This is a genomic window from Ilumatobacter sp. (genome assembly GCF_030065885.1).
GTDB lineage: Bacteria > Actinomycetota > Acidimicrobiia > Acidimicrobiales > Ilumatobacteraceae > Ilumatobacter.
This window is the reverse complement of record NZ_JASJCS010000005.1, coordinates 30,106-55,516: the sequence shown is the minus strand read 5'-3', so window position 1 is coordinate 55,516 and position 25,411 is coordinate 30,106. Positions and strand designations below refer to the sequence as shown.

Annotated in this window: 24 protein-coding genes; 21 read left to right on the top strand and 3 right to left on the bottom strand. The window is 70.2% G+C overall.

All coding sequences use genetic code 11. The features are described from left to right. Positions 1-7: 7 nt before the first annotated feature. The gene (fabI, locus tag QNJ12_RS02000; protein ID WP_300618205.1) at positions 8-787 is read right to left on the bottom strand and encodes an enoyl-ACP reductase FabI; all 780 of its coding nucleotides are present in this window, start codon (positions 785-787) and stop codon (positions 8-10) included. A 124-nt stretch (positions 788-911) separates the two neighbouring features. On the opposite strand from fabI, the gene npdG reads away from it, so the two are divergent. From npdG to QNJ12_RS01985, 3 genes are all read left to right on the top strand, one after another. Further along, positions 912-1,589 (top strand): NADPH-dependent F420 reductase, encoded by a 678-nt coding sequence (npdG, locus tag QNJ12_RS01995; RefSeq protein ID WP_300618203.1) that lies wholly within the window; start codon positions 912-914, stop codon positions 1,587-1,589. Positions 1,590-1,591: 2 nt separating this feature from the next. Further along, complete coding sequence (locus tag QNJ12_RS01990) at positions 1,592-2,728, top strand: cysteine--tRNA ligase (protein WP_300618201.1); 1,137 nt, start codon at positions 1,592-1,594, stop codon at positions 2,726-2,728. Between the two features lie 70 nt (positions 2,729-2,798). Next, positions 2,799-3,557 (top strand): 1-acyl-sn-glycerol-3-phosphate acyltransferase, encoded by a 759-nt coding sequence (locus tag QNJ12_RS01985; RefSeq protein WP_300618199.1) that lies wholly within the window; start codon positions 2,799-2,801, stop codon positions 3,555-3,557. Positions 3,558-3,567: 10 nt separating this feature from the next. Here the strand turns inward: QNJ12_RS01985 and QNJ12_RS01980 are convergent, their stop codons facing one another. Next, positions 3,568-3,954, bottom strand: coding sequence for a hypothetical protein (locus tag QNJ12_RS01980; protein ID WP_300618197.1), 387 nt, complete (start codon positions 3,952-3,954; stop codon positions 3,568-3,570). Between the two features lie 148 nt (positions 3,955-4,102). Between QNJ12_RS01980 and thrS the strand changes: the two genes are divergently transcribed. The 10 genes from thrS (at position 4,103) to QNJ12_RS01930 (ending at position 15,358) form a co-directional block, all read left to right on the top strand. After that, positions 4,103-6,085: a threonine--tRNA ligase gene (gene thrS, locus QNJ12_RS01975; protein ID WP_300618195.1), complete on the top strand. Its 1,983-nt coding sequence runs from the start codon at positions 4,103-4,105 to the stop codon at positions 6,083-6,085. Then, entirely contained in the window at positions 6,085-6,591 is a 507-nt protein-coding gene (locus QNJ12_RS01970; protein ID WP_300618193.1) for an HIT domain-containing protein, read from the top strand. The genes thrS and QNJ12_RS01970 overlap by 1 nt, the downstream gene beginning before the upstream one ends. Before the next feature lie 12 nt (positions 6,592-6,603). Next, a complete protein-coding gene (locus QNJ12_RS01965; protein ID WP_300618191.1) occupies positions 6,604-7,200 on the top strand; it encodes a hypothetical protein in 597 nt (198 codons plus the stop codon). Next, positions 7,193-7,918, top strand: a complete 726-nt coding sequence (locus tag QNJ12_RS01960) for a CDP-alcohol phosphatidyltransferase family protein (RefSeq protein WP_300618189.1) — start codon at positions 7,193-7,195, stop codon at positions 7,916-7,918. The genes QNJ12_RS01965 and QNJ12_RS01960 overlap by 8 nt, the downstream gene beginning before the upstream one ends. Continuing rightward, positions 7,915-8,844 (top strand): phosphatidylinositol mannoside acyltransferase, encoded by a 930-nt coding sequence (locus QNJ12_RS01955; protein ID WP_300618187.1) that lies wholly within the window; start codon positions 7,915-7,917, stop codon positions 8,842-8,844. The genes QNJ12_RS01960 and QNJ12_RS01955 overlap by 4 nt, the downstream gene beginning before the upstream one ends. Before the next feature lie 102 nt (positions 8,845-8,946). Further along, the gene (locus tag QNJ12_RS01950) at positions 8,947-11,568 is read left to right on the top strand and encodes an EAL domain-containing protein (protein WP_300618185.1); all 2,622 of its coding nucleotides are present in this window, start codon (positions 8,947-8,949) and stop codon (positions 11,566-11,568) included. 68 nt (positions 11,569-11,636) lie between these two features. Then, positions 11,637-12,713 (top strand): glycosyltransferase family 4 protein, encoded by a 1,077-nt coding sequence (locus tag QNJ12_RS01945; RefSeq protein WP_300618183.1) that lies wholly within the window; start codon positions 11,637-11,639, stop codon positions 12,711-12,713. Between the two features lie 61 nt (positions 12,714-12,774). Next, complete coding sequence (locus QNJ12_RS01940; protein WP_300618181.1) at positions 12,775-13,329, top strand: LemA family protein; 555 nt, start codon at positions 12,775-12,777, stop codon at positions 13,327-13,329. 20 nt (positions 13,330-13,349) lie between these two features. Next, a complete protein-coding gene (locus QNJ12_RS01935; RefSeq protein ID WP_300618179.1) occupies positions 13,350-14,255 on the top strand; it encodes a M48 family metallopeptidase in 906 nt (301 codons plus the stop codon). After that, a complete protein-coding gene (locus QNJ12_RS01930; RefSeq protein ID WP_300618177.1) occupies positions 14,252-15,358 on the top strand; it encodes a DUF3048 domain-containing protein in 1,107 nt (368 codons plus the stop codon). The genes QNJ12_RS01935 and QNJ12_RS01930 overlap by 4 nt, the downstream gene beginning before the upstream one ends. Before the next feature lie 302 nt (positions 15,359-15,660). Here the strand turns inward: QNJ12_RS01930 and udp are convergent, their stop codons facing one another. Beyond that, positions 15,661-16,428, bottom strand: a complete 768-nt coding sequence (gene udp / locus QNJ12_RS01925; protein WP_300618175.1) for a uridine phosphorylase — start codon at positions 16,426-16,428, stop codon at positions 15,661-15,663. A 51-nt stretch (positions 16,429-16,479) separates the two neighbouring features. Here udp and QNJ12_RS01920 point away from each other — a divergent pair, with 51 nt between their 5' ends. The 8 genes from QNJ12_RS01920 to QNJ12_RS01885 all read left to right on the top strand — a co-directional run bounded on the left by QNJ12_RS01920 (position 16,480) and on the right by QNJ12_RS01885 (position 25,395). Next, the gene (locus tag QNJ12_RS01920) at positions 16,480-16,923 is read left to right on the top strand and encodes a nitroreductase family deazaflavin-dependent oxidoreductase (RefSeq protein ID WP_300618173.1); all 444 of its coding nucleotides are present in this window, start codon (positions 16,480-16,482) and stop codon (positions 16,921-16,923) included. Between the two features lie 86 nt (positions 16,924-17,009). Then, entirely contained in the window at positions 17,010-17,330 is a 321-nt protein-coding gene (locus QNJ12_RS01915; protein ID WP_300618171.1) for a hypothetical protein, read from the top strand. Positions 17,331-17,468: 138 nt separating this feature from the next. Continuing rightward, a complete protein-coding gene (locus tag QNJ12_RS01910) occupies positions 17,469-18,659 on the top strand; it encodes an aminotransferase class I/II-fold pyridoxal phosphate-dependent enzyme (RefSeq protein WP_300618169.1) in 1,191 nt (396 codons plus the stop codon). Continuing rightward, positions 18,656-19,615 carry a D-glycerate dehydrogenase gene (locus tag QNJ12_RS01905; RefSeq protein ID WP_300618167.1) on the top strand — a complete coding sequence of 320 codons (960 nt, stop codon included), beginning with the start codon at positions 18,656-18,658 and terminating at the stop codon, positions 19,613-19,615. Before QNJ12_RS01910 ends, QNJ12_RS01905 begins: the two co-directional genes overlap by 4 nt. 35 nt (positions 19,616-19,650) lie before the next feature. Beyond that, positions 19,651-21,111, top strand: coding sequence for an FAD binding domain-containing protein (locus QNJ12_RS01900; RefSeq protein ID WP_300618165.1), 1,461 nt, complete (start codon positions 19,651-19,653; stop codon positions 21,109-21,111). Beyond that, positions 21,108-23,345 (top strand): xanthine dehydrogenase family protein molybdopterin-binding subunit, encoded by a 2,238-nt coding sequence (locus tag QNJ12_RS01895; RefSeq protein WP_300618163.1) that lies wholly within the window; start codon positions 21,108-21,110, stop codon positions 23,343-23,345. Before QNJ12_RS01900 ends, QNJ12_RS01895 begins: the two co-directional genes overlap by 4 nt. Beyond that, positions 23,342-24,397, top strand: a complete 1,056-nt coding sequence (locus QNJ12_RS01890) for an amidohydrolase family protein (protein WP_300618161.1) — start codon at positions 23,342-23,344, stop codon at positions 24,395-24,397. The genes QNJ12_RS01895 and QNJ12_RS01890 overlap by 4 nt, the downstream gene beginning before the upstream one ends. Beyond that, positions 24,394-25,395 carry an LLM class flavin-dependent oxidoreductase gene (locus QNJ12_RS01885; RefSeq protein WP_300618159.1) on the top strand — a complete coding sequence of 334 codons (1,002 nt, stop codon included), beginning with the start codon at positions 24,394-24,396 and terminating at the stop codon, positions 25,393-25,395. Before QNJ12_RS01890 ends, QNJ12_RS01885 begins: the two co-directional genes overlap by 4 nt. Positions 25,396-25,411 lie beyond the last annotated feature (16 nt).

Genomic DNA, 25,411 nt, shown 5'->3' with positions numbered 1-25,411 from the left:
GTCCGCCTCAGGCACCGACGGCGTGGTAGCCGCCGTCGACGTGGACGATCTCGCCGGTCGTGGCCGGGAACCAGTCCGACAGCAGCGCCACGCAGGCCCGGGCGACGGGCTCGGCGTTCTGGACGTCCCAGCCGAGCGGGGCCCGGCCGTCCCACGTGTCCTCGAAGAGCTGGAAGCCGGGGATCGACTTCGCCGCCATCGTCTTGATCGGGCCGGCTGCGACGAGATTGCACCGGATCTGTTGAGGGCCGAGCTCTTTCGCGAGGTACCTCGACAGGCTCTGCAGTGCCGACTTCGCGACGCCCATCCAGTTGTACGCGGGCCACGCCTGCTGGTTGTCGAAGTCGAGGCCGACGATCGATCCGCCCTGATCCATCAACGGCACGAAGGCGTCGGCCAGCGTCTTGAGCGAGTAGGTCGAGACGTGCATCGCGACCGCCACGTCCTCCCAGGGGGCGTCCATGAAGCCGTCACCCAGGCACGACTCGGGCGCGAACCCGATGGCGTGCAGCACGCCGTCGACGCGCCCCCACTTCGACGCGACGGCGTCGTGCACGCTCTGGACCTGGTCGGGCACGGTGACGTCGAACTCGAACACGTCGATGTCCTGGCCGTTCGACTGCCCGAGCTTGCGGGCGGTGCGGCGCGTGAGGCTGAGCGCACGGCCGGCACCGGTGAGCACGATGTCGGCACCTTCGTCGAGCGCGATCCGCGCCACGCCGAACGCCAGCGATGCATCCGTCAACACGCCGGTGATGACGATCTTCTTGCCGTCGAGCAATCCCATGCGTGCCGAACGTAGCCGCCCACGCGGGGTGCGGCGGCCTTCCCGTCCGGCCCCGTCGTTCCGGGCCGGGACCGTCCCGGCAGCGGGTGCGGACCTCCGCCGGGCGATGTGCAAGGCTCGACACATGCGCATCGGTGTGATCGGCGGCAGCGGACCGGCTGGGAGCGCGCTGGCCGCCCGGCTGGCCAGCGTGGGCTATGCGTCGATGATCGGGTCGCGCTCGAAGTACCGCGCGATGGAGCGTCGAGACGCATTCGTCGAGCAGTATCCCGAGATCGGCGAACTGCTCGGCTACGGCGACAACGCGGCTGCGGCGGAGTGCGAGATCGTCGTCATCGCCACCCCGTGGGACTCGGCGGCCACCATGGCACAGGACCACGAGGATGCGCTGCGCGGCAAGATCGTGGTCAGCATGGCCAACGCGCTCGTGCGGGTCGGCCGCGAGTTCCAGCCGCTCGTCCCGCCACGTGGCAGCGTGACCGCACATGTGCAGGCTGCGGTGCCCGGCAGCAACGTCGTCGCAGCGTTCCACCACCTGCCGGCGACCGAGCTCGGTCACATCGGCGAACCGATCGAGTCCGACGTCCTGATCTGCGGCGACGACCCGGCGGCCGTACGAACGATCAGCGAGATCGTGGCGCACATCCCCGGCTGCCGGCCGCTCGACGCCGGCGAGCTCTCCAACGCGACGGCGATCGAGGCGTTCACCGCCGTGCTCCTGCAGCTCAACGTCAGGTACAAGACGCGCGTCGCCCCCAAGCTCACGGGAATCAAACGCGACCCGCTCGCGGTTGACGCCTGAGCATGTCGACCCTGCGCCTGTACGACACCGCCCGGCGCGCCGTCGTCCCGTTCGAGGCCGGCGAGCTCGTGCACATGTACATCTGCGGGATCACGCCGTACGACGCCACGCACCTCGGGCACGCTGCGACGTTCATCTCCTACGACGTGCTCAAGCGGCACCTCATCGACAAGGGCCACGACGTGCTGTGCGTCCGCAACGTCACCGACGTCGACGACCCGCTGTTCGCCAAGGCACGCGAGCTCGGCGTGCACTACCTCGATCTCGCGGCGGCCGAGGAGGCGCGATTCGAGCGCGACATGGAGGCGCTCAACGCACTCCCCGTCGCGTCGACGCCTCGTGCGTCGTCCGCCATCGCCGACATCCGCGGGTTCATCGGCATGGTGCTCGACCGCGGCTACGCGTACGAGTCGGGCGGATCGGTCTACTTCGACGTGACGAAGTACGACTCGTTCGGCAGCCTGAGCAACTACACCGAGGCCGAGATGCTCGACTTCGCACGGCAGCGCGGCGGCAAGGTTGACGATCCCAACAAGCGCTCGCCGCTCGACTTCGTGCTCTGGCATCCCTCCGAGTCCGACGAGCCCTCCTGGGACACGATGTGGGGCCCCGGCCGGCCCGGCTGGCACATCGAGTGCAGCGCGCTGGCGCTGCGCGAGCTGGGAACGACCATCGACCTGCACGGCGGCGGCGCCGATCTGATCTTCCCGCATCACGAGTGCGAGCGCGCCCAGTCCGAGGCGGCGACCGGCGAACCCTTCGTCAAGCACTGGATGCACACCGCGCTGATCAGCATGGACGGCGAGAAGATGTCGAAGAGCCTCGGCAACCTCGTGTTCGTCGATCGCCTCCGAACCGAATGGGACCCGATGACCATCCGCCTCGGATTGATCGAGCACCACTACCGGACGGAATGGGAGTGGGACGACGGTCTGATGGCGCGCAATCAGGAGCGTCTCGCCGCGTGGCGAGCAGCGGCCGACGGAGCGCCGGTCGATCTCATCGACGAGGTACGCGAGCGGCTCGACGACGATCTCGACTCGCCCGGGGCCGTGGCGGCCGTCGACGCCGCGGCCGCACGCGGTGAGTCGACGCGTGCTGCGGCCGACCTGCTCGGGGTGGTGCTCGATCGGTCCTGAAACCGGCCGTTCACCGGATTTCCATGATTCGTCACCCACAGCCTCCCGGCCCTGCCGTACAGTTGCTTCCATGACGAGTGGTGCCGGCGCCAACAAGCTGCAGTCGCGCACCCGCGCCGTGGCCCGTCCTCTCGCGACGAAGCTGTGGACGATCGAGCAGTCGGGATACGAGCGGCTCCCCGACGACGGTCCGGCCATCCTCTGCCCGAACCACATCAGCTTCCTCGACTCGGCGTTCCTCATGCTGACGCTGCCGCGCAACATCAGCTTCGTCGGCAAGGCTGAGTACCTCGACGACTGGAAGACGAAGTACCTCTTCCCGGCGTTGGGCATGATCCCCATCGATCGCTCCGGGGGCAGCAAGAGCCAGGCCGCCCTCGACACCGCCGAACAGGTCCTCCGGCGCGGCGAGCTGTTCGGGATCTTCCCCGAGGGCACCCGCAGCCGTGACGGGTACCTGTACAAGGCGCGCACCGGAGCCGCACGGCTCGCCATGAAGATCGGCTGCCCCGTGTACCCGGTCGGCATCACCGGGACCGACGAGATCCAACCGCCCGATGCGAAGATGCCGAAGCTGAGGCGTTCGTGCACGATCGAGATCGGCCGCCCGATCCGGCCCGAGCGGTACGAGGGCCGCGGGCCCGAGCATCTGGCCTGGCGATCGATGATGGACGAGGTCATGTTCGAGATCCGCGAGATGACCGGCCAGATCTACAAGAACGTCTACGCCGGGCAATCCGAGGCCGAGGAGGTCGTCCACTCCCAGGTCGGCTCCGTCTCCGAGCACCACGACCCCGCGCCTGACCGGGCACTCGTCGCCGCGGGCTGACCCGTCTGCGTCACGCGCACTCGGCCGTGAGCTCGGCCAGCAACCGCTGTCCGCCGTCGCCCCCGGCACGGAGCTGTGCGATCTGCCGGCACCGAGGTTCGGCGCCGACCGACAGGGCCTCCTCGCAGTCGAACGCAGCGGCCTCGCGGCTGGCCTCGAGCAGCAGGGCGCCGAGTCGCACGCCGGCGTTCCGCACCGCATCGGACCCTGCCCCGAGCTCGGCCACGGACCGGTCGCCGACGTCGTCGAGGAACTGCTGCTGCGCGTCGAACCACGTGACCAGTGCAGGGCAGTCGGTCTCCTCGGCGGTGAGATCAGCGGCGTCACCGGCCCCGTTCCCGCCACACGACGATGCGACGAGCAACGCGAACAGAGCGAGCTCCGGGCGGATGTGCATGCGTCGACCGTAGTGAACCGACATCGACGCCGGCTCGCCGCTCGATCCGCAGCGGCCGGCGACCAGGCCGCGTGCTGCGAGCCGGGGCGGCCGTGCAGCGACAAACGTCGCGTCGGCACGGCGGTCGGCGTCGTAGACTTTTCGAGTCATGTCGAACATCTCCATCTCCCTCCCCGACGGATCCGAGCGCGAGCTGCCGTCGGGGTCGACGGCGCTCGATCTCGCGGCATCGATCGGCAAGCGGCTCGCGAAGGCCGCCGTCGCGGCCACCGTCGACGGCGAGGAGACCGACCTGACGCGTGAGCTGCCCGACGGCGGCACCGTGGCGATCATCACCGGTGACACCGATTCGGGCCGTCACGTGCTCCGTCACTCGACGGCGCACGTCATGGCGCAGGCGGTCACCAGGCTCTTTCCAGGTGCGAAGTTCTCGATCGGTCCGGCGATCGAGAACGGCTTCTACTACGACTTCGACCTGCCTGGCGGCGCGACCTTCAGCGACGACGACCTCGTCGCGATCGAGGCCGAGATGCGCGAGATCGTCAAGGCCAACCAGCCGTTCGTGCGCAGCGAGATGTCGATGGCCGAGGCCAAGGACGTGTTCGCCGACCAGCCCTACAAGGTCGAGATCATCGAACGCGTCGAGTCGGCCGACGCCGACGCCGAGGACGCGGGCGAAGTCGGCGACGGCGGCACCATCAGCGCCTACCGCAACACCGACGAGTTCATCGACATGTGCGTCGGGCCACACGTGCCCACCACCGGCCGCCTCGGTCACTTCAAGCTGCAGAAGGTGGCCGGGGCCTACTGGCGCGGCAACGAGCACGGCCCGATGCTGCAGCGCATCTACGGTACCGCGTGGGAGTCCAAGCAGGCCCTCGCGGAGCACCTCCACCGGCTCGAGGAAGCCGCGAAGCGCGATCACCGCAAGCTGGCGACCGAGCTCGACCTGCTCAGCTTCCCGAGCGAGCTCGGTGGCGGGCTCGCCGTCTGGCACCCGAAGGGCGCCATCGTGCGCAAGCTCATGGAGGACTACAGCCGCGACCGGCACGAGCACGGCGGCTACGAGTTCGTGTACACCCCACACCTCGCCAAGTCGGGCGTGTTCGAGACCTCCGGGCACCTCGACTGGTACGCCGACGGGATGTACCCACCGATGGAGATGGACAACGGCACCTACTACATGAAGCCGATGAACTGTCCGATCCACTGCCTGATCTTCAAGAGCCGGCAGCGCAGCTATCGCGAGCTGCCGCTGCGCTTGTTCGAGCTCGGCAACGTCTACCGCTACGAGCGGGCCGGCACGCTGCACGGGCTGATGCGGATCCGCGGCTTCACGCAGGACGACAGCCACATCTACTGCACCGAGGACCAGCTCGCGGACGAGATCGCCTCGCTGCTCGACTTCGTGCTGTCGGTGCTGCGGGCGTTCGGGTTCCAGGACTTCACCTTCAACCTCTCGACCAAGGATCCCGACAAGTACGTCGGGTCCGACCAGATCTGGGAGCGCGCGACCGCGGCGTTGGCCTCGGCGCTCGAGCGCCACGGGCTCGAGTACGACGTCAAGGAGGGCGACGCCGCGTTCTACGGCCCGAAGATCGACATCGACGTCCGCGACGCGATCGGGCGGTCGTGGCAGCTGTCGACCATCCAGGCCGACTTCCAGCTGCCCGAGCGCTTCGATCTCGAGTACGTCGGCGCCGACAACGACCGGCACCGGCCGATCATGCTGCACCGCGCGCTCTTCGGATCGATCGAACGGTTCTTCGGGGTGCTGATCGAGCACTACGCGGGCAACTTCCCCACGTGGCTGGCACCGCTGCAGGTACGCGTGCTACCGGTCGCCACCGCCCACGAGGAGTACGCCGAGAAGGTCGCCGAGCGGCTGGCCGACGCCGGTGCGCGCGTCGACGTGATCGGCGCCGGCGACGCGCTGGGCAAGCGGATCCGCGCGTCGAAGCTCGAGAAGCTGCCCTACATCCTCGTCGTCGGCGACGACGACGTCGCGGCCGACACCGTGGGGGTGAACCCGCGCGGAGGAGAGGTCGAGCGAGGCGTCGGGGTGGCCGACTTCATCGCCCGGTTCACCGACGAGCTCGCTGCGGCCCACAGCCAGGTCTTCGCTCCCTGATGCTCGAACGCCTCTGGAACGGCTGGCGTGCGAGCTACGTCAGCTCGATCGAGCCGACGCCGCCCGATCCGGACCAGGGGAGCGTCTTCAGCCGGATCCTCTCGTCGGGACTCAGCGACGACGAGGCCAACATCGTCCACCGCGGCCACCGTTGCTTCGCGATCCTCAACGCGTACCCGTACAGCACCGGCCACCTCCTCGTGCTGCCGTACCGCGAGATCGGCGACCTGGAGCAGCTCGACCACGACGAGGCGACAGAGCTGTGGGCGACCGTGACCGATGCCGTGCGCGCCATCAAGGCCACCTATCGGCCCGAAGGTGTCAACGTCGGGCTGAACCTCGGCCGTCCCGCCGGCGGGTCGGTGAGCGAGCACCTGCACGTGCACGTGGTGCCGCGCTGGACCGGCGACTCGAACTTCATGACCGCCATCGCGAACACGCGGACACTGCCGGAACCGCTGGACGACACCGCGCAACGGATTCGGAGTGCCTGGCCGGGCCAGTAGGCTGGCCGCGTCATGACTGCTCCCGATCCCGTCGCTCGTGACGACGTGTCGCCGTCCGACGACGTGTCGCCGTCCGACGGTGGCGCCTCGTCGGCCGACGAGGTCGTGTCATCGTCCGATGACATTCGCGACGAGCTCCCCGACGACCTGGTGCCCTCCGAGTTCGTCGGCGCCTACCAGTTCCCCGACAACTCCCGCCGTCGGATCCCCGGCGCGATCTACCTCGGCCTGGCGGCGATCTGCCTGCTCGTCTACCTGACGAGCCGCGACTCGTCGGCGCTCGTGAACGGTGGCACCGCGTGGGCTGCCGTGCTCCTCGGGGCCGCCGGAGCGATCAACATCTCGTCGGGTTGGCGCATGCGCGTCGACGAGAAGCAGGCACTGGTCGAGGCGCAGCGGGCGATCGGCTTCCCGGTGGGCCACGCGTCGGCTCAGCAGGTGTGGCACGGGCTCCGCAGCCGACCGACGTGGCGGGTGCTCTGCTACTCGGCCGACGAGCCGCCGACGCGCCGTGGGCTCGTCCTCGTCGACGCGGTCGACGGCCACGTCGTCCAGCACCTCGTCGAGGACAACCCCGAGCGGTGGGCCGGACGCCCACCGGGTGACTGACGTGTTCGACGGCAAGTTCAGGGCGCCGGTCGACGCTGCGGTCAAGCCCCTCGGTGCGGCCCTGCGCAAGACCAAGCTGACGCCCGACCATCTGACGGTCGTGGGCCTCGTCGTCGGGGCCGCCGCCGCTGTCGCCGTCGGCGCCGGCAGGCTCCGGCTCGGGCTCGTGCTGGTCATCCTCGCCGCGCTGCCCGACCTCCTCGACGGAGCCCTCGCCAAGGCCTCCGAGGCAGCGAGCCAGCGAGGTGCCTTCTTCGACTCGACGGTCGACCGGATCACTGACGCGCTGCTGCTCGGCGGCATCGCGTACTACTTCGCCGAGACCGAGGATCCGCGGCTCGCCGTGCTGCCGTTCGCCGTGTCCGCGGTGTCGTCGGTCATCTCCTATCAGCGCGCCAAGGCCGAATCGCTCGGTCTCGACGCGAAGGGCGGGTTGATGGAACGCGCCGAGCGCATCGTCGTCATCTGCGTCGGCCTGTTCATCGAGCCGTGGCTCGACGGCGCACTCGTGTGGATCATGTGGGGGATGTTGATCCTGATCTCGATCACGGCGATCCAGCGGTTCGTCAAGGTCTGGCGGCAGGCTGCGGTCGCGCCCGTGACCCAGGCGCGGATCGACCTCCGACGCGAGCGTCGTGAGACCCGGCGAGAGGCGCGCACCGAGCGCCGGCGCACGCGGGTGCCGTTGCGGGAGCGGGTGCCACGGCGCCAGGAGTGACGCCGTCGGCGGCGCCGCGGTCGCGAGGTCGTGACCTGACCGACGCCGTCACCATGGGTGGGTACCGTCTGGCTGCGCTCGCGGCACGGGGCCTGCCGGGATTCGCCGCGCAGGGGATCGCGCCGACGATCGGGCTCGGTGCCAACGTCGCCAGCCCCGAGCGCCGGGCCATGATCACGCGTCACCTCCGACGGGTCGACCCGACCCTCGGGGGGATCCGCCTCCGGCGGGCCGCGCAGGAGGCGTTCGATTCGTACACGCGCTATTGGCTCGAGAGCTTCCGCTTGCCGCACCTGCCGGTCCGCATGGTCGATCGGGGGATGCGCTCTGATGGCTACCAGCACGTGCTCGACGCGCTCGAGCTCGGCAACGGTGCGATCCTGGCGTTGCCCCACCTCGGGGGGTGGGAGTGGGCCGGCCGCTGGCTCGCCGATCGGGGCCACGGTCTCACGGTCGTGGTCGAGGAGATCGAACCACCCGAGCTGTTCGAGTGGTTCGCCGAGTTGCGAGCCGCCCTCGGCATGAACGTCGTCGCCCTCGGTCCCGACGCAGGCCGCGAGGTGCTGCGCGCACTTCGGCGCAACGACATCGTGTGCCTCCTGTGCGACCGTGACATCCAGCGAACGGGTGTCGAGGTCGAGTTCTTCGGGGAGGTGACGACGCTGCCCGCCGGGCCGGCGACGCTCGCTCTGCGGACGGGTGCGCCGCTGCTTCCGACGGCGGTCTACTTCACCGAGCGGACCGACGGGCACTTCGGGTTGGTCCGCCCCCCGGTCGCTGCCGAGCGGAGCGGTGAGGGGCTGCGGGCCGACGTCGCCCACGTCACCCAGGCGCTGGCGCGCGAGCTGGAGGGGCTGATCAGGCGGTCACCGCAGCAGTGGCACCTGTTCCAGCCCAACTGGCCGTCGGACCCCGGATACGAGTGAGCCGGTCGCCGGATCGGACCGACGGGTCGGGATCGGCCCGGGAGAACACGGGTCGAGCGGACCGAACTCAACCCGCATCGCCCGGGAGCCGATGAACAGCTGATGAACCGCTCACGGGTCGCGCCCCTGGGTGTCGCGCTGGTAGGCGCGGCACTCGTCGTGGCATACGTTCTCGCGCCCCCGAGCCGGGCGGCGGAATGGCTGCTCGCAGCTGCCCCGGCACTCGCCGCGCTCGCAGTCTTCACGATGATCGTGGTCAGCAAGCCGGTGCGGCCGGTGCCATGGGCCCTGGTCGCCGTCGGCTTCGTGCTGATGACCGCAGCCACAGCGGTCGGCTCCGCAGAGTGGTACGGGACCGAGCCCTGGTCGTTCCCAGGTGGGTTCCATGCGGTCGGGTTGCTCGCGTATCCTGCGCTCTTCGTCGGAGTCGCGAGCATCACGTCGGATCAGCGCCACTCCCGCGACCTGCTCGCCGGCTCCGAGCCGATCATCTACGCGATCGCCCTGACCGCCCTGATCTGGCTCGGCATCACGGGTCCCTGGATCGAGGACGAGGGATTCCCGCTCGAGGTCGCGGCGTGGATCTGGATCCTGCCGCTGCTGGACGGACTGCTCGCCTTCCTCGCCGCACGTCGCGTGTCGGCCGGCGACGGGAGCAGCCCGGTCTTCGAGATGATGACCTTGGCCTTCGCCTCGCTCGGCGCGGGGCACGCCGCGGCCGGTTGGGTCTCGTACGAGGGCGACTTCGAGCCGTCCTCGCTCGCGGCGGCCGCGCCGATGGTCGGGCCGATCCTGTTCGCCGTGCTCGTCACGCTGCCGTCGCTGCGGGTCGTGATCGTCGACACCGGCGGTCCGGTCCGGGTCCATTGGTCGCAGATCTTCGGGCTCCTCGTCGCGGCGCTGGTGCCACTCGGGGCTTTGATCCTGATGTTGGCGACCGGCCTGTCGTCGACGTCGTCGTTCCTCGTCGTCTCGCTCGCGACGGTGAGCGTCATCGTGCTGGCGCTGGCCCGTATGTGGCGACTCGTCGATCAGGTCCGCCTGCTCACCGAGCAGCGGGGCCACGATCGCCTGGCGGCGATGGTCGAGCACTCGAGCGACGTCGTGCTGCTGACCGACCAGGACGGCCGGGTGAGCTATGCGAGCCCGGGTCTCCGCGCCACGCTCGGCTACGACCCCGAGAGTTGGGCCGGACGCCACCTCGTCGAGATCATCACGCCGGACGAGCGCGACAGCGCCGGCCGGCAACTCGCCCGCCTCGTCGACTTCGGTCACGGCGGCACCGTCGAGTTCGAGGCCACCGTGGTGCACGCCGACGGCCAGGAGCGCAAGGCCGACGTGGTCGTCGCCAACCTGGTGGGCGGCTCGGCCGTCGACGGCATCGTCGCCACGTTCCGCGACGTCACCGAGCAGCGCAACCTCGAGCGCCAGCTCAGCCACCGTGCCTTCCACGACGAGCTGACCGGTCTCGCGAACCGGGCGCTGTTCCTCGACCGGATGGACCACGCGCTCCGCGTCGCACGGCCCGAGGCCGACCCGGTCGTGGTGCTCTTCGTCGACCTCGACGACTTCAAGTCCGTCAACGACGTGCTGGGGCACGGCGTCGGCGACCAGGTGCTCAAGACCGTCGCCGACCGGATCCGCCGGGCGGCCGGCAGCGGTGACACCGCCGCACGGCTCGGCGGCGACGAGTTCGCGATCCTGCTCGAGGACCGCGGCGGCATCGAGCGCGCCATCGACGTCGCTGAGCGGCTCCTCGACAACCTCCGCGAGCCGGTCTCGATCGCCGGGTACGACGTCGCCGTGCTGGCCAGCGTGGGCGTCGCGGTTGCAACACCCGGCATGTCGACCACCAGCCTGCTGCGAGACGCCGACATCGCCATGTACGAGGCCAAGCGCGCCGGCAAGGGGCAGATCCGGATCTTCGATCCGGCGATGCGGCTCGTCGCGACGAAGCATCTCGAGTACCGCGGCGAGCTCGGCGAAGCCCTCGACAAGCAGCAGCTGCGATTGGTGTACATGCCGTTCGTCGACATGCGAAGTGGTCAGGTCACGGGCGCCGAGGCGCTGATCCGCTGGCACCACCCCGAGCACGGCGACGTGCCGGCCGGTGAGTTCGTGCCGATCGCCGAGCGGTCGGGCCTGATCGTCCCGATCGGCTACTGGGTCCTCGAACAGGCGCTGGCCCAGGCGGCGCGCTGGCGCCCCAACCTCTACCTCAGCGTGAACATCTCGGCCGTCCAGATCCGGCAGGCGGACTTCGTCGACCGCGTCGCCGCGATCGTCGACCGCCACCACGTCGACCCGAGCGTCGTCATCTTCGAGATCACCGAGACCGTGCTGGTCGACGAAGGGGATCGGGCGACCGAGACGGTCCGCCGCCTCCGCGAGATCGGGTTCAGGTTCGCCGTCGACGACTTCGGCGCCGGCTACTGCTCGCTGAGCTACCTGCAGCGACACCCGGTCGACCTGCTGAAGATCGACCGGCAGTCGATCGAGGAGTTCGGTCGCGACCCGCGCGGCAACACGCTGGCGAGAACGATCCTGCAGACCGCCGAGTCGCTCGACCTGCTCACGGTCGCCGAGGGCATCGAGACGACCCTGCAACTGCGTGAGCTCCGCCGCTACGGCTGTGACCTCGGGCAGGGCTACCTGCTCTCGCACCCCCTGGAGGCGGCCGAGCTCGACCGGCGCTTCGGGCAGCCCGACGCCGCTCTGGTCTGAACCGCGTCGGCCGGGCTCCGTCGACCGGCCCGCATCGTGGAGTCGATGACTGCGTTACGGTCGCAGCCGTGAGCTTCCGCGTCGGGATGGTGTGCCCGTACAGCCTGTCGATCCCCGGCGGCGTGCAGGCCCAGGTGCTCGGCCTCGCCCGCGAGCTGCGGCGCGCCGGCCACGAGGTCCGGGTGCTCGGTCCCTGCGACGGCCCCCCGCCCGAACCCTTCGTCACGCCGCTCGGCGACAGCCTGCCGACCGCCGCCAACGGCTCGGTGGCGCCGGTCGCGCCCGATCCGTCCGCGGCACTGCGGACCGCCCGCGTCCTCCGCGACGAGGGCTTCGACGTCCTGCACGTGCACGAGCCGCTCGCACCGGGTCCGGCGATCACGACCGTCACGCTCCACACTGCGCCGATCGTCGGCACGTTCCACGCGGCGGGACGATCGAGCAGCTACCGCATCCTCGCGCCGATGCTGAGACGGCTGCTCGACCGCATCGACCACAAGGTCGTCGTCTCGAAGGACGCTCTGGCGCTGGTGCAGGGGTATCTCGGCGGCGAGTACGAGAAGCTGTTCAACGGGGTCGAGACGACCGAGATCCGGGCCGCACGACCGCAGCAGCACGACCGGCCGGCGATCTTCTTCCTCGGCCGTCACGAGGAGCGCAAGGGGCTCGACGTGCTGCTGGCGGCGCTGCGCACCCTCGACCTCGATGTGACCTGCTGGGTGGCAGGTGACGGCCCCGATACCGCTCGGCTGCGCGACGAGTACGGCGACGACCGCCGGCTCGAATGGCTCGGACGCATCTCCGAAGCCGACAAGGTGGCGCGCCTGCGCGGGGCGTCCGTCTTCTGTGCCCCGTCGTTGCACGGCGAGTCGTTCGGGGTGGTGCTGATCGAGGCGATGGCGGCCGGCACACCGGTCGTCGCCAGTGCGCTCGACGGCTACCGCAACGTGGCGACCGACGGCGTCGATGCGGTGCTCGTCCCACCGGGCGACGTCGAAGCCTTGGCGACAGCGCTCCGCCGGGTCCTCCAGGACCGAACGCTCGCCGCGCAGCTCGTCGCGCACGGCACGCGGCGGGCCGACGACTTCGCGATGTCACGGCTCGCCGCCGAGTACGTGGCGATCTACGACCAGCTGGTGATGTAGCGGACGCCGCGCGCCGAGCATCGGCCAACACGCCGGGTCGGCCCCGTACACTGGGCGCCCTATGTGGATCGTCATCATCCTGGTGATCGTGCTGGTCGTGCTTGCTGCATACCTGATCAGCGCCTACAACGGACTCATTCGCCGCCGGAACCAGATCGAGAACGCGTGGTCGCAGATCGACGTGCAGCTCAAGCGCCGCCTCAACCTGATCCCCAACCTCGTCGAGACCGTCAAGGGCTACGCCGCCCACGAGAAGGAGACGCTCGACGCGGTCATCCGGGCCCGCAACGCCGCCGTCGAGGCGCCCGACACGCCCGCCGCGCAGGCCCAGGCCGAGAACATGCTGACCGGCACGCTGCGACAGCTGTTCGCGCTCGGCGAGGCGTATCCCGACCTCAAGGCCAACCAGAACTTCCTGGCGCTGCAGGAGGAGCTGACGGCGACCGAGGGGCGGGTGGCCTACGCGCGGCAGTTCTACAACGACAGCGTGCTGGGCTACAACAACAAGCTCCAGCAGTTCCCGACGATGTACTTCGCCCGGATGCTCAAGTTCGAGCGCCGTGAGTACTTCGAGGCCGACGAGGCCGCCCGCTCGGCCCCGACGGTCGAGTTCTGAGTCGTCGCTGACCCCCCGGCATGTACGAGCTCATCCAATCCAACAAGCGGCGTAGTGTCCTGCTGGTCGTCGGCTTCGTCGTCGTCGTCGGCCTCGTCGGCGCCGCGTTCGGCTTGGCGTTCGGCGGCGGCATCCCGGTCACGATCGTCGCACTCGTCATCGGCGGCGTCGTCGCGTTCGGCAGCTACTGGAAGTCCGATGCGATCGCCCTCGCTGTCAGCCGGGCGAGGCCCGCCGACCCGCAGGAGTACGCCCGTCTCCACAATCTCGTCGAGGGGCTGTGCATCGCGAGCGGCCTTCCGAAGCCGGGCGTGTACATCGTCGACGACCCGGCACCCAACGCGTTCGCCACGGGTCGCAACCCCAAGCATGCGTCGATCGCCGTCACCACCGGCCTGCTCGAGAAGCTGAACCGCGTCGAGCTCGAGGGCGTCGTCGCCCACGAGCTCAGTCACATCCGCAACTACGACATCCTGATCTCGACGCTCGCCGTCACCATGGTCGGCGCGGTCGCGCTGATCAGCGACATCGCGATCCGCGCGATGTGGTGGAACGGCGGCCGCGTCCGGCGCTCGGGTGACCGTGGCAACCACAACAACCCGCTCGCGCTGGTCGGCTTCGCCCTGCTGATCCTCGCCCCGATCATCGCCAAGGTGATGCAGGCCGCGATCTCGCGCCAACGTGAGACCCTCGCCGACGTCAGCGCCTGCCAGATGACGCGATACCCGCCCGGGCTCATCTCGGCGCTCGAAAAGCTCCAGGAAGACACGACGGTGACGCATTCTGCGTCCACCGCTACGGCACACTTGTGGATCGAACAGCCGATGAGCGGAGTGGGCGACCGCGGTCGATTGGGCGGCACGCATCGACTGTTCAACACACACCCGCCGCTCGAAGAGCGAATCGCACTCCTGAGAGAACTGTGAACCGAACCCCCATCCTGACGGGCTCGCTCGTCGCCATCGCCCTGCTCGCCCCCGCCTGCTCGGGGGGTGAGGACGAGGCCGTCGCATCCAGCACCGAGCCGACGGTGCCGCCGACGTCGACCAGCACGTCCACCACGACCACGTTGCCTCCGACGACGAGCACGACGACGTTGCCCCCGGCGCCCAGCACGACGATTCCCGACGTCCCGCGCATGCCGCTCACGGGCGAGCCGATCTCGGACCCGTCCGAGGTGCCCGACCGCCCGGCGCTGGTGGTCAAGATCACCAACGCGCCGCAGTCGGTCATCCCGCAGTCCGGACTCAACCGCGCCGACCTCGTGATCGAGCAGATCATCAACGACAACGTCACCCGGCTCGCTGCGATCTACCACTCCGAGGGCAACGACCCGGTCGGGCCGATCCGCTCGGGACGGGCCCAGGACATCGAGCTGCTGCGGGCGCTCGACCGGCCGCTGTTCGCATGGAGCGGCGGCAACCCGGCGGTGACCCGTGCGGTGCGCGAGTCCGATCTCGTCGACCTGAACGCCGTCTTCTCGAGCGGCTACTACCGCCGACCGGGACGACGTGATGCGAACAACCTCTTCTCGAGCACCGAGGTGCTCTGGGCCCAGACCACCGACGAGGCCGGCCGGCCCCCGCTCCTGTTCTCGTACCTGCGCCCCGGTGAAGAGCTCACCGGCGATCCGGCCACGATCATCGAGATCACCCTCGACTCGACCGAGGTGCGCTGGGAGTACGACCCCGAGTCGGGCCGCTACTTCCGCGAGCAGAACGGTCGTGAGCACACCACCGAGGACGGTGACGACGTCGTCCCGGTGTGGACCGACAACGTCGTCGTGATGCTGGCCGACTACGGGCGGAACGTCTTCGACGGCAACCCCGACGCCCAGGTGCTCGGCTCGAACCCCGTCGTCGTGTTCACCGGCGGCACGTTCCACCTCGGCGTGTGGTTGCGGTTCGAGCCGACGAGCCCGTTCGGCCTGTACGACAACATCGACGACCTCAACGAGATCCGCCTCCAACCGGGGCGCACCTGGGTCGAAGTGCCCCGCAACCAGGCCGAGAACCTCGCCTGGCGCTAGCTGCAACGGGCCACGCACGTGGCCGAGCCATTGGCTCCGGCCCTGCGGGAGCTCGGCTGCGAACCAGTTCTCGCAGAGAACTGGCGCGCTCCTCGCCTCCTCGCCCGTGCGAGCGCGGTCGAGTGGGGCAAGATGACCGGCTTGGCCTGACCGAGTTGCCGTCTCCGCTCTGCCGCCCTTGGCGCCGCCGCTTCGACGCTCACCCACCTCGGCCGTGCGACGCGGTCCCACAACACGGCCGAGCCGGATCGGGTTCGCCCGCACGGCCGACCGCTGTCGTCCGGGTCGGAGAGTGGGGCGTCTCAGCCCGCGGCGAGGGTGCGGGCGGCTTCGACGACCACGCGGACGGCGGCGTCTTCGACCTGGTCGTGGGTCGCCTCGTCGGGGATCTCCTGCACGGTCCGGTTGACGAGCACACCGCTGACCATGCCGGCCCGCCAGCCGTTGGCGGCGCACATCGTGAACAGTGTCGCCCCCTCCATCTCGTAGTTGAGGACGTGCAGGGCCGCCCACTCGTCGCGGCTCCCGCGCAGATGCCGGGGAACGAACCCCGAGACCGTGTCGTATCGCTCTTGGCCCGGGTAGAAGGTGTCGGATGACACCGTGATGCCGACATGTGCCGTGACGCCGGTGTTGCGTGCCGCAGCGACGAGCGCGGTGGTGCAGTCGTGCGAGGCGACGGCGGGGTACTCGAGCGGGGCGAAGTGCTGGCTGGCTCCGTCGAGGCGGACCGCGCCCGTGGTGACGATCACGTCGGCGATGTCGATGTCGGACCGGATCGCGCCGGTGGTGCCGACGCGCAGGAAGGTCCGGACGCCCAGCTGTGCGAGCTCTTCGACGGCGATCGACGTCGACGGTCCACCGATGCCGGTCGAACACACGACGACCCGCGCGTCGCCGGCGTGGCCCAGCGCGCTCGTGTACTCGCGGTTCGCGGCGAGCTGCGTCTGGCCGTCGAACCGCTCGGCGATCTTGCCGACGCGCCCCGGGTCCCCGGGCAGGATGGCGACGGCAGCGTCCTGCAGATCGCCGCGTTCGAGCGCGAGGTGGAAGACATCGGCCATGCCCACACCGTAACCTCGGCCCCGCAGCCGGCGGCGCACGGCTCGTACACTGGTGCGATGCAGATCGAGGGTGAGTACGAGCCGAGCGCGTGGGACTGGGTCCGTGACCAGGTCGCCGAGTACGAGGCGTCCGGCGGCACACGGGCCAACACGCTGCGCGACACCGGCATCCCGATCATCGTCGTCACGATGCGCGGCCACCGGTCGGGGAAGGTCCGCAAGATCGCGCTGATGCGCGTCGAGCACGGCGGCGACTACGCGCTGGTCGCCTCCAAGGGCGGGGCGCCGAGCAACCCGGGGTGGTACGCCAACCTCGTGGCCGACCCCGGCGTCACGATCCAGGACGGTCCCGAGCCGGCGTCGTTCGTCGCCCGCGAGGTCACGGGCGACGAGCGTCAGGCCTGGTTCGACCGAGCCGTCGAGGTCTTCCCGAACTACGCGGAGTACCAGGCGAAGACCGATCGCGTGATCCCGGTCTTCGTCGCGGAACCCACAGGTTGACGCAGCCGTCCCCAGGTAATCCACACGCCAATTCACACGTTTTGGGGGCTGACGTTCCACAGGCGCGCTCGATCAGAATGGTCGCAATGCCTTCCAGCGTCCGCCGTCCCAGTCAGCGGTCCCGCCAGCACGGCGCGGTGCTGCAGCCGGCCGATCGGCGCCACCTCGAACGGGCCGGCTGGCGGACGACGCTCGACTTCCGCGAGAACCACGTTCGCGGGCTCGACGGCCGGCTCCTCCGTGTCGAGCCGGTCTGGATCGCAGAGGCCGAGCGCTACGACGGCGAGGTGTCGGTCGCGGCGGCCGAGGCAGCCACCGCGGAGGAGGCCTGGCAGGCGCTCGCGGCCGACATCGCGTCCGCCCGCGTCCGCACGCTCCAGCGCGTGCGCATCGCCGCCGGCCGCTGACCTCGCGACCGCAACGTCGATCTCGATCCCGTTCCGTATCGCGGAACGGTTCTGCATTGCGGAACAGCGGCGGCGGTTGGTACGGTCGTCGAGCCGCTCGTCCGTTCGATCGGGCGATGATCCCCGGGGGAGGGAACCGTGCAACTGGCCGAACGACTCGAACGACTGGGAACCGAGACGGCTTTCACCGTGTCGCAGGCGGCGGCCGACTGGGCGGCTCGGGGCAACCGGGTCTTCCCGTTCCACCTCGGTGACATGAACCTGCCGACCCCGGCCAACATCGTCGACGCGATGCACCGCGCGGTCGCCGACGGCAAGACCGGCTACTGCCCGGCACCGGGCATCCCCGCCTTGCGAGAGGCGCTCGCGGACGACATCGGCCGAGCGAGGAGCATGCGTGTCGACACCTCGAACGTCGTGGTGCAGCCGGGTGGCAAGCCGGTGATCACCAAGTTCATCCAGACGCTGATGAACCCGAGTGACGGCGTGCTGTATCCCAACCCCGGGTACCCGATCTACGAGAGCCAGATCGAGTATCACGGCGGCACGCCGCTGCCCTACGGCTACGCCGAGACGGAGGCGGGCTTCGCGATCGACCTCGACCGACTCCGCGAGCTCGCCCCCCGAGCGCGCCTGCTGATCTACAACGACCTCCAGAACCCGCTCGGCTGCGAGAGCAGTGCCGACGAACGCGACGAGATCGCTCGTCTCGCCGTCGAGCACGATCTCGCCGTGCTGTCCGACGAGGCGTACTTCGAGATGCGCTACTCGGGCACCTCGACCTCGATCGCGTCGCTCCCCGGCATGCAGGAGCGCACGGTCATCCTCTACACATTCTCGAAGAAGTTCGCGATGACCGGGTGGCGGCTCGGCTGCGCGGTGGCCCCGGTCGCGATCGCCGAGCAGATCGCCAAGCTCAACACCAACGACGAGTCCTGCACGACCCACTTCGTGCAGGAAGCCGGGGTCGAGGCGCTGCGCGACCCGTCCGGATCCGAGGCCCTGCTGAGCGAGCTCGAGCGACGTCGCGACGCCACCGTGGCCGGGCTCGCGGCCGTGCCCGGCGTACGTTGCTCCCGGCCCGAGGCCACGTTCTACGTGTTCCCCAACGTCACCGAGGCGGTCCAGCGGCTCGGGTTCGGCTCGGTGACCGAGTTCGCCACCGCCGCCCTGCACGAGACCGGCGTCTCGTTCTGCACCCGCCACCACTTCGGCACCGCCGCACCCGACGAGACCGAGCACTACGTCCGGCTGGCGTATTCGGGGATCTCGGTCGACGACATCGGCGAGGGGCTCGGCCGTCTGGCCGACTGGGTGGACGCCGCATGAGCCGGATCGTGGTCACCGGCCGCATCCCCGAGGCCGGCCTCGACGTGCTCCGCCGGGCGGGCGAGGTGTGGGCGTGGGACGCCGACGAGCCCATCCCGGACGACGTCCGTGATCGGCAACTCGCGACCGCGGACGCCGCGGTCACCCTGCTCACCGATCGGGTCGACGACGCGTTCCTCGCTGCCGGGCCGGGGCTGCGCGTCGTCGCGAACGTCGCGGTCGGCTACAACAACATCGACGTGGCCGCCTGCCGGGAGCGCGGTGTCGTGGTCACGAACACGCCGGGCGTGCTCACCGACGCCACGGCCGACCTCGCGATGGCGCTGACGCTGATGGTCACACGACGCCTCGGCGAGGGTGAGCGTCTGATCCGGGCGGGAACTCCCTGGCAGTGGGGGATGTTCATGATGCTCGGCAGCGGCCTGCAAGGGCGGCAGCTCGGGGTGATCGGCATGGGGGCGATCGGTGAGGCGCTCGCGGATCGCGCTCGGGCGTTCGGGATGACCATCGCCTACCACAACCGTCGGGCGGTCGACGCGGCGACCGAGGAGCGGCTCGGCGCCCGCCTCGTCGGGCTGCACGAGCTGCTCGAGACCAGCGATGTCGTGTCGTTGAACTGCCCGTACTCCGACGCTACCCATCACCTCATCGACGCGGCCGCGCTCGATCGCATGCAGGAGACGGCGTTTCTCGTCAACACCGCGCGGGGGCCGATCGTCGACGAGGCGGCGCTCGCCACCGCGCTCCGTGACGGTCGCATCGCGGGGGCTGCACTCGACGTGTTCGAGCACGAGCCCGACGTCCACCCCGACCTGCTCGGGCTCGACAACGTCGTGCTCGTCCCGCACCTGGGTTCGGCCACGATCGAGACCCGCTCGGCGATGGCCGAGCTGGCCGCCCGCAACGTCGTCGAGATCCTCGCGGGACGCGAGCCGCTGACACCTGTATCCGCCTGACCGGCCCCCGCCGCTGTAGCGTTCGAGGCGCACCCATGACAACGCTGCACGACGTCCAGCGGGCACCGACCCGGGTGTCTCGCTACGAATCCCCGTCGACGCTGGCGGGCGCATTGACCCTGCTCGACGATCTGCGAGGCCGCGCCCGCATCGTCGCCGGCGGCTCCGACCTCCTCGTCGAGCTCGACCGCGGCGAGCACGCGGAGACCGACGTGCTGATCGACGTCAGCCGGCTGTCGCAACTCGCCACGATCGGCGTCGAGGACGGGATCGTCCGGCTCGGTGCCCTCGTCACCCACAACCAGGTCGTGGCGAGCGCCACCTGCCGCCGCGACGCGTTGCCGCTCGCCCAGGCGTGCTGGGAGGTCGGATCACCCCAGCTCCGCAACCGTGCCACCGTCGTCGGCAACGTCGTCACCGCCAGCCCGGCGAACGACACGATCTCGCCGTTGCTCGCACTCGGCGCGTCCGTCGAGTTGGCCTCCGTCGACGGGACCCGCAGCATGCCGGTCGAGGACTTCATCACCGGGTTCCGCTCCACGGGTCTGGCCCCGAACGAGATGGTCACGGCGGTCACGTTCCCGGCGATGACGGCTCGGCAGCGTGGCATCTTCGTCAAGGCCGGCCTCCGCCGCGCCCAGGCGATCTCGGTCGTCCATCTGACGGCCGTGGTCGAGCTCGGCGACGACGGCGCGGTGGGCGGCGCAACCCTGGCGCTCGGCTCGGTGGCGCCGACGGTCGTCCTCGTGCCCGGCGTCGAGGAGGCGCTGGCGGGCCGCCCGTTGGACGACGGCACCATCGACGAGGCCGTCTCGGCCGCCGTGGCCGCCGCGTCGCCGATCGACGATCTCCGAGCACCGGCCACGTACCGGCTCGACCTCGTTCGCACGATGACACGGCGCGCGCTGGAGGCGATCGCTGCCGACGAGGTCGACCGGTGTTGGCCGCACGACCCCCCGTTGCTGTGGACGCCGGGGTTCGACGGTCGGTACCCGCCGGCCGACGAAGCCGTCTCGCGCACGACCGACGAGCCGATCGTGGCGAGCGTGAACGGCGATCGCGTCGAGGCCGCCGGTGCGGTCGGTGTCACGCTGCTCGAATGGCTCCGCGATCGCGCCGGAGCGACGGGGGTCAAGGAAGGCTGTGCCGAGGGGGAGTGCGGGGCGTGCGCGGTCCGGCTCGACGGCGCCGTGGTGATGAGCTGTCTGGTGCCCGCCGCCCGTGCGCACGGGTGCGAGATCCGCACCGTCGAGGGGCTCGGCACCGACGGCAGGCTGCACGCCGTCCAGGCAGCGTTCGTCGACGCCGGCGCCGTGCAGTGCGGCTTCTGCACACCCGGACTGCTGGTCTCGTCGGCGACCCTCCTCGACGAGGTGCCCGAGCCGACGCTCGACCAGGTGCGAGCCGGCCTGGCGGGCAACCTCTGCCGCTGCACGGGCTACAAGTCGATCGAGGTCGCGGTGACAGCAGCAGCCGAGCGGGGGAGCGAAGCGTGACGATCGGCGCTGCGCCGGCTCGCGTCGATGCGTACGACAAGGTGGTCGGCGCGGCCGACTATCCGGGTGATCGGGCGCCGGCCGGCGCCCTCGTCGCGAAGGCCGTCTTCACCGCCCGCCCGCACGCCCGCCTCGTCTCGCTCGACGCCGCCGCCGCCGAGCAGATGCCCGGCGTCGTCGCCGTCCTGACCGGGGCCGACGTTCCCGTCAACGAGTACGGGCTGACGATGTTCGACCAACCGGTCTTCATCACGGTCGACCACACCGGCCGCAGCGAGGTGCCGTGCGACGTCAGCCGCTGGGAGGCGGACCACCTCGCGCTCGTCGTCGCCGAGACCGCCGAGCAGGCCGATGCCGCGGCGGCGGCCATCGACGCCACGTGGGACGACCTGCCTGTCGTGGCCGACATCGACGCCGCGCTGGCGCCCGATGCCCCGCTCGTGCACGCACACAACGGCAAGCCGACGAACGAGTACCACACGTACAAGATCCGGAAGGGGTCGATGGAGGCGGGGTGGGCCCGTGCCGTCGCCGTCGTCGAGGCGACCTACGAGCTGCCGCACCAGGAGCACGCGTTCCTGCAGCCCGAGGCGGGCGTCGCGTACATCGACGACGACGAACGGGTCACGGTCGAGGTGGCCGGGCAGTGGACCCACGAGGATCAAGAGCAGATCGCCCACGCGCTCGACCTCCCCGCCGAACAGGTGCGGGTGATCTATCCCGCGATCGGCGGGGCCTTCGGCGGCCGCGAGGACATGTCGCTCCAGATCGTGCTCGCGCTCGCGGCGTGGCGACTCGCCGAGCGCGGCGAGCGACGGCCGATCGCCGCGCACTGGTCGCGTGAGGAATCGATCGTCGGCCACCACAAGCGCCACCGTGGCCGCATCAGGGCCAAGTGGGGCGCCGACGCCGACGGCAGGATCGTCGCCGTCGAGAGCGAGGCCTGGCTCGACGCCGGTGCGTACAACTACACGACCAACAAGGTCTTGGGGAACTGCCATCTCGGGCAGGCCGGTCCGTACGAGGTGCCGAACGCCCGGATCGACAGCCACGCCGTGTACACGACCACGGTCCCCGGCGGGGCGTTCCGCGGATTCGGCGGCCCGCAAGCGGCCTTCGTCGCCGAGTCGCAGATGAACAAGCTCGCCGAGCAGCTCGGCATCGACCCCGTCGAGATCCGCCGCCGCAACGCCCTGCGCGACGGCAGCATCGGGATCACTCAGACCGTCATGCCGGCGGGGGTCACGCTGCCCGAGGTCATCGACCGCTGCGCGAGCGAGGCTGCGTTCGATCAGCCGCTCGCGCCGGCCGAGGGCTTCTCGCCGTTCGCCACGCTGGCGCCCGCCAGCAGCGAGCTCGCTCGGGGCCGGGGCTTCGCGTGTGCGTTCAAGAACGTGGGGTTCTCGTTCGGGTTCCCCGAGCGGTGCGAGGCTCGGATCGTGCTCCACGGGGCCGACGACGCCGACCGGCCGGCTTCGGCCGAGGTGTTCCACGCCGGCGCCGACGTCGGGCAGGGTGCGCACACCGCCATCGTGCAGATGGCCGCCGATGCGACGGGTGTGCCGTTCGAGCACGTGCACGGCCGGTTCTCCGACACGTCGTCGTCGGGTGACGCGGGTTCGGCGTCGGCCTCACGTCTGACGTTCATGTCGGGCAACTCGATCCTCGGCGCCGCCGAGGAGGCGGAGAAGTCGTGGCGCGAGGGCCACCGGCCGGCCGTCGGCCACTTCCGGTTCGTGCCGCCGCCGACCGAGCCGCTCGACCCCGACACGGGGGAGTGCGTGCCGAACTTCAGCTACGGCTACGTCGCCCAGGCGGTCGAGCTCACCGTCGACCGGGGCACCGGGCACATCGTGGTCGACCGGGTGGTCAGCACACACGACGTCGGCCGTGCCATCAACCCGCAGTCGGTGGTTGGCCAGGTCGAGGGCGCAGTGGTGCAGGCGCACGGCTACGTGCTCAGCGAGCGGCTCCTCGTCGAGCAGGGCCGGGTGCTCAACCCGCGGCTGAGCGGGTACCTCATCCCGGGCATCGGCGACGCACCCGAGCGGATCGACAGCGTCGTGCTCGAGCTCGCCGACCCGCGTGGGCCGTGGGGGGCGAGAGGCATGGCCGAGATGCCCTACATGACGTATGCACCGGCCGTCATCGCCGCGCTGCACGACGCCACCGGCGTCTGGTTCGACACGTTCCCCTTGACCCCCGACCGTGTGCTCGCTGCACTGGCACCATGACCGAGCCTCCCGAGCTGCGGCCCGACCAGACGACGGGGATGGTGTGCGCCCACCACCACCTGTACTCGGCGCTCGCCCGTGGCATGCCCGCGCCGCCGCGCACCCCGACGTCGTTCATCGAGATCCTCGAACAGGTGTGGTGGCGGCTCGACCGGGCCCTCGACGCCGACACGATCCACTGGTCGGCCAAGCTCGGCGCGCTCGAGGCGCTCGAGCGGGGCTGCACCGCGATCATCGACCACCACGAGTCGCCGAGCGCGATCGACGGTTCGCTGGGCATCATCGCCGACGCCTGCGCCGAGGTGGGCGTTCGCGTGTCGTGCAGCTACGGCGTGACCGACCGGCACGGCGCCGACGGTGCGCGCCGCGGGCTCGCCGAGAACGAACGCTTCCTGAGCGAGGGCGGTCGGGGCTACGTCGGCGTGCACGCCGCGTTCACCTGCACCGACGACACGCTCGAGCGTGCCGCCGATCTCGCGACGCGTTTCGGCGTCGGCGTCCACATTCACGTCGCCGAGGGCGCCGACGATGCCGGCGCCGCCGACCGCCTCCGCCATCTCGCCGACGACCGGTGGCTGCTCATCCACGGCGTCCACCTCGCGGACGATCACGGCCTCGCCGGCACCATCGTCCACAACCCCCGCTCCAACATGAACAACGCGGTCGGCTACGCCCGCCCCACGCGGTTCGCCAACCCGATCGCGCTCGGCACCGACGGCATCGGAGCGGACATGCTCGACGAGTTCCGCGTCGCGTACGCGAGGCTGCGCGAGCACGATGTGCGATCCACTCCAGATCCGGTGTGGGCGATGCTCGACGTCAACAGGCGCCTCTTCCCCGAGGCCGGCGACGACCGCGTCACGTGGTCCTACGAGCCGATGGACCCATGGCGACTGGCGTTCAGCCCGGGTGTTCGACCGCTGCGCATCGAGATCGACGGCGACGTCGTCCTCGAGGACGGGTTGCCGACCAGGGTCGACGCCACCGAGATCCGCGCCAAGGCCGCCGAGGCTGCCGAGCGACTGTTCCAGCGACTGGAGGACATGCCATGACCCGACTCGCCCTGTACCTGCAAGATGCTCACCCCATCCGCGACGCGATGGCCTACACCCAGTACGCCGAGGAGCGGGGTTTCGAGGCGGTCTGGCAGGCCGACTCCCGCCTGGTCCGCGAGGCGAGCGTGCCGATGGCGGCGTTCGCGGCCAGCACCGAGTCGATCAAGGTCGGGTCGGGCGTGATCGACATCTGGAGCCGGAACGCTGCACGACTCGCCTCGATGTTCTCGACGTTGGACGACCTGGCACCTGGCCGCATCATCTGCGGTCTCGGCGCGTGGTGGGATCCGTTGGCGGCGAAGGTCGGCATCGAGCGCGCCCGGCCGTTGACCGTCATGCGCGAGGTCGTCGACGCGGTTCGAGCCCTGCTCGGCAACGAGACGGTCACGATCGACGGTGTCCACGTCCATCTCGACGGCGTCGAGCTCGACTACGTCCACCAGGAGCGACGACCCAAGGACGTGCCGATCTACATCGGTGCGACCGGCATGCAGATGATGGAGCTGACCGGCGAGATCGCCGACGGGGTCGTGCTCAACTACCTCGTCTCGCCGGACTACAACCGGCGCGCGCTCGAGCACCTCGCGGCCGGGGCCGCCAAGGCGGGCAGGACCGTCGACGACCTCGACCGCCCACAGCTCGTCGTCTGCTCGGTCGACGAGGACCGCCAGGCCGCGCTCGACGGCGCACGACTGCTGGTCACCCAGTACCTCGGTCAGCAGCCACACATCATGAAGGCGTCGGGTGTGCCCGAGTCGCTGCTCGACGAGGTCCACAAGGTGCTCACCTGGCCGGCCACGCACGAGCAGGTCGTCGAGGCGTCGAAGCTGGTGCCCGACGACATCGTGCAGATGATCTGCGCGGCCGGTACCGCCGACGAGTGCCGCAAGAAGGTCGCCGAGTACATGGCCAACGGTTGCACCTGCCCGATCCTCTACCCGCTGGGTGACGACGTCCGGCTCATGATCGACACGTTCGCCGGGTGGGAGCCGTGAGCCGCACGGGTGTGGG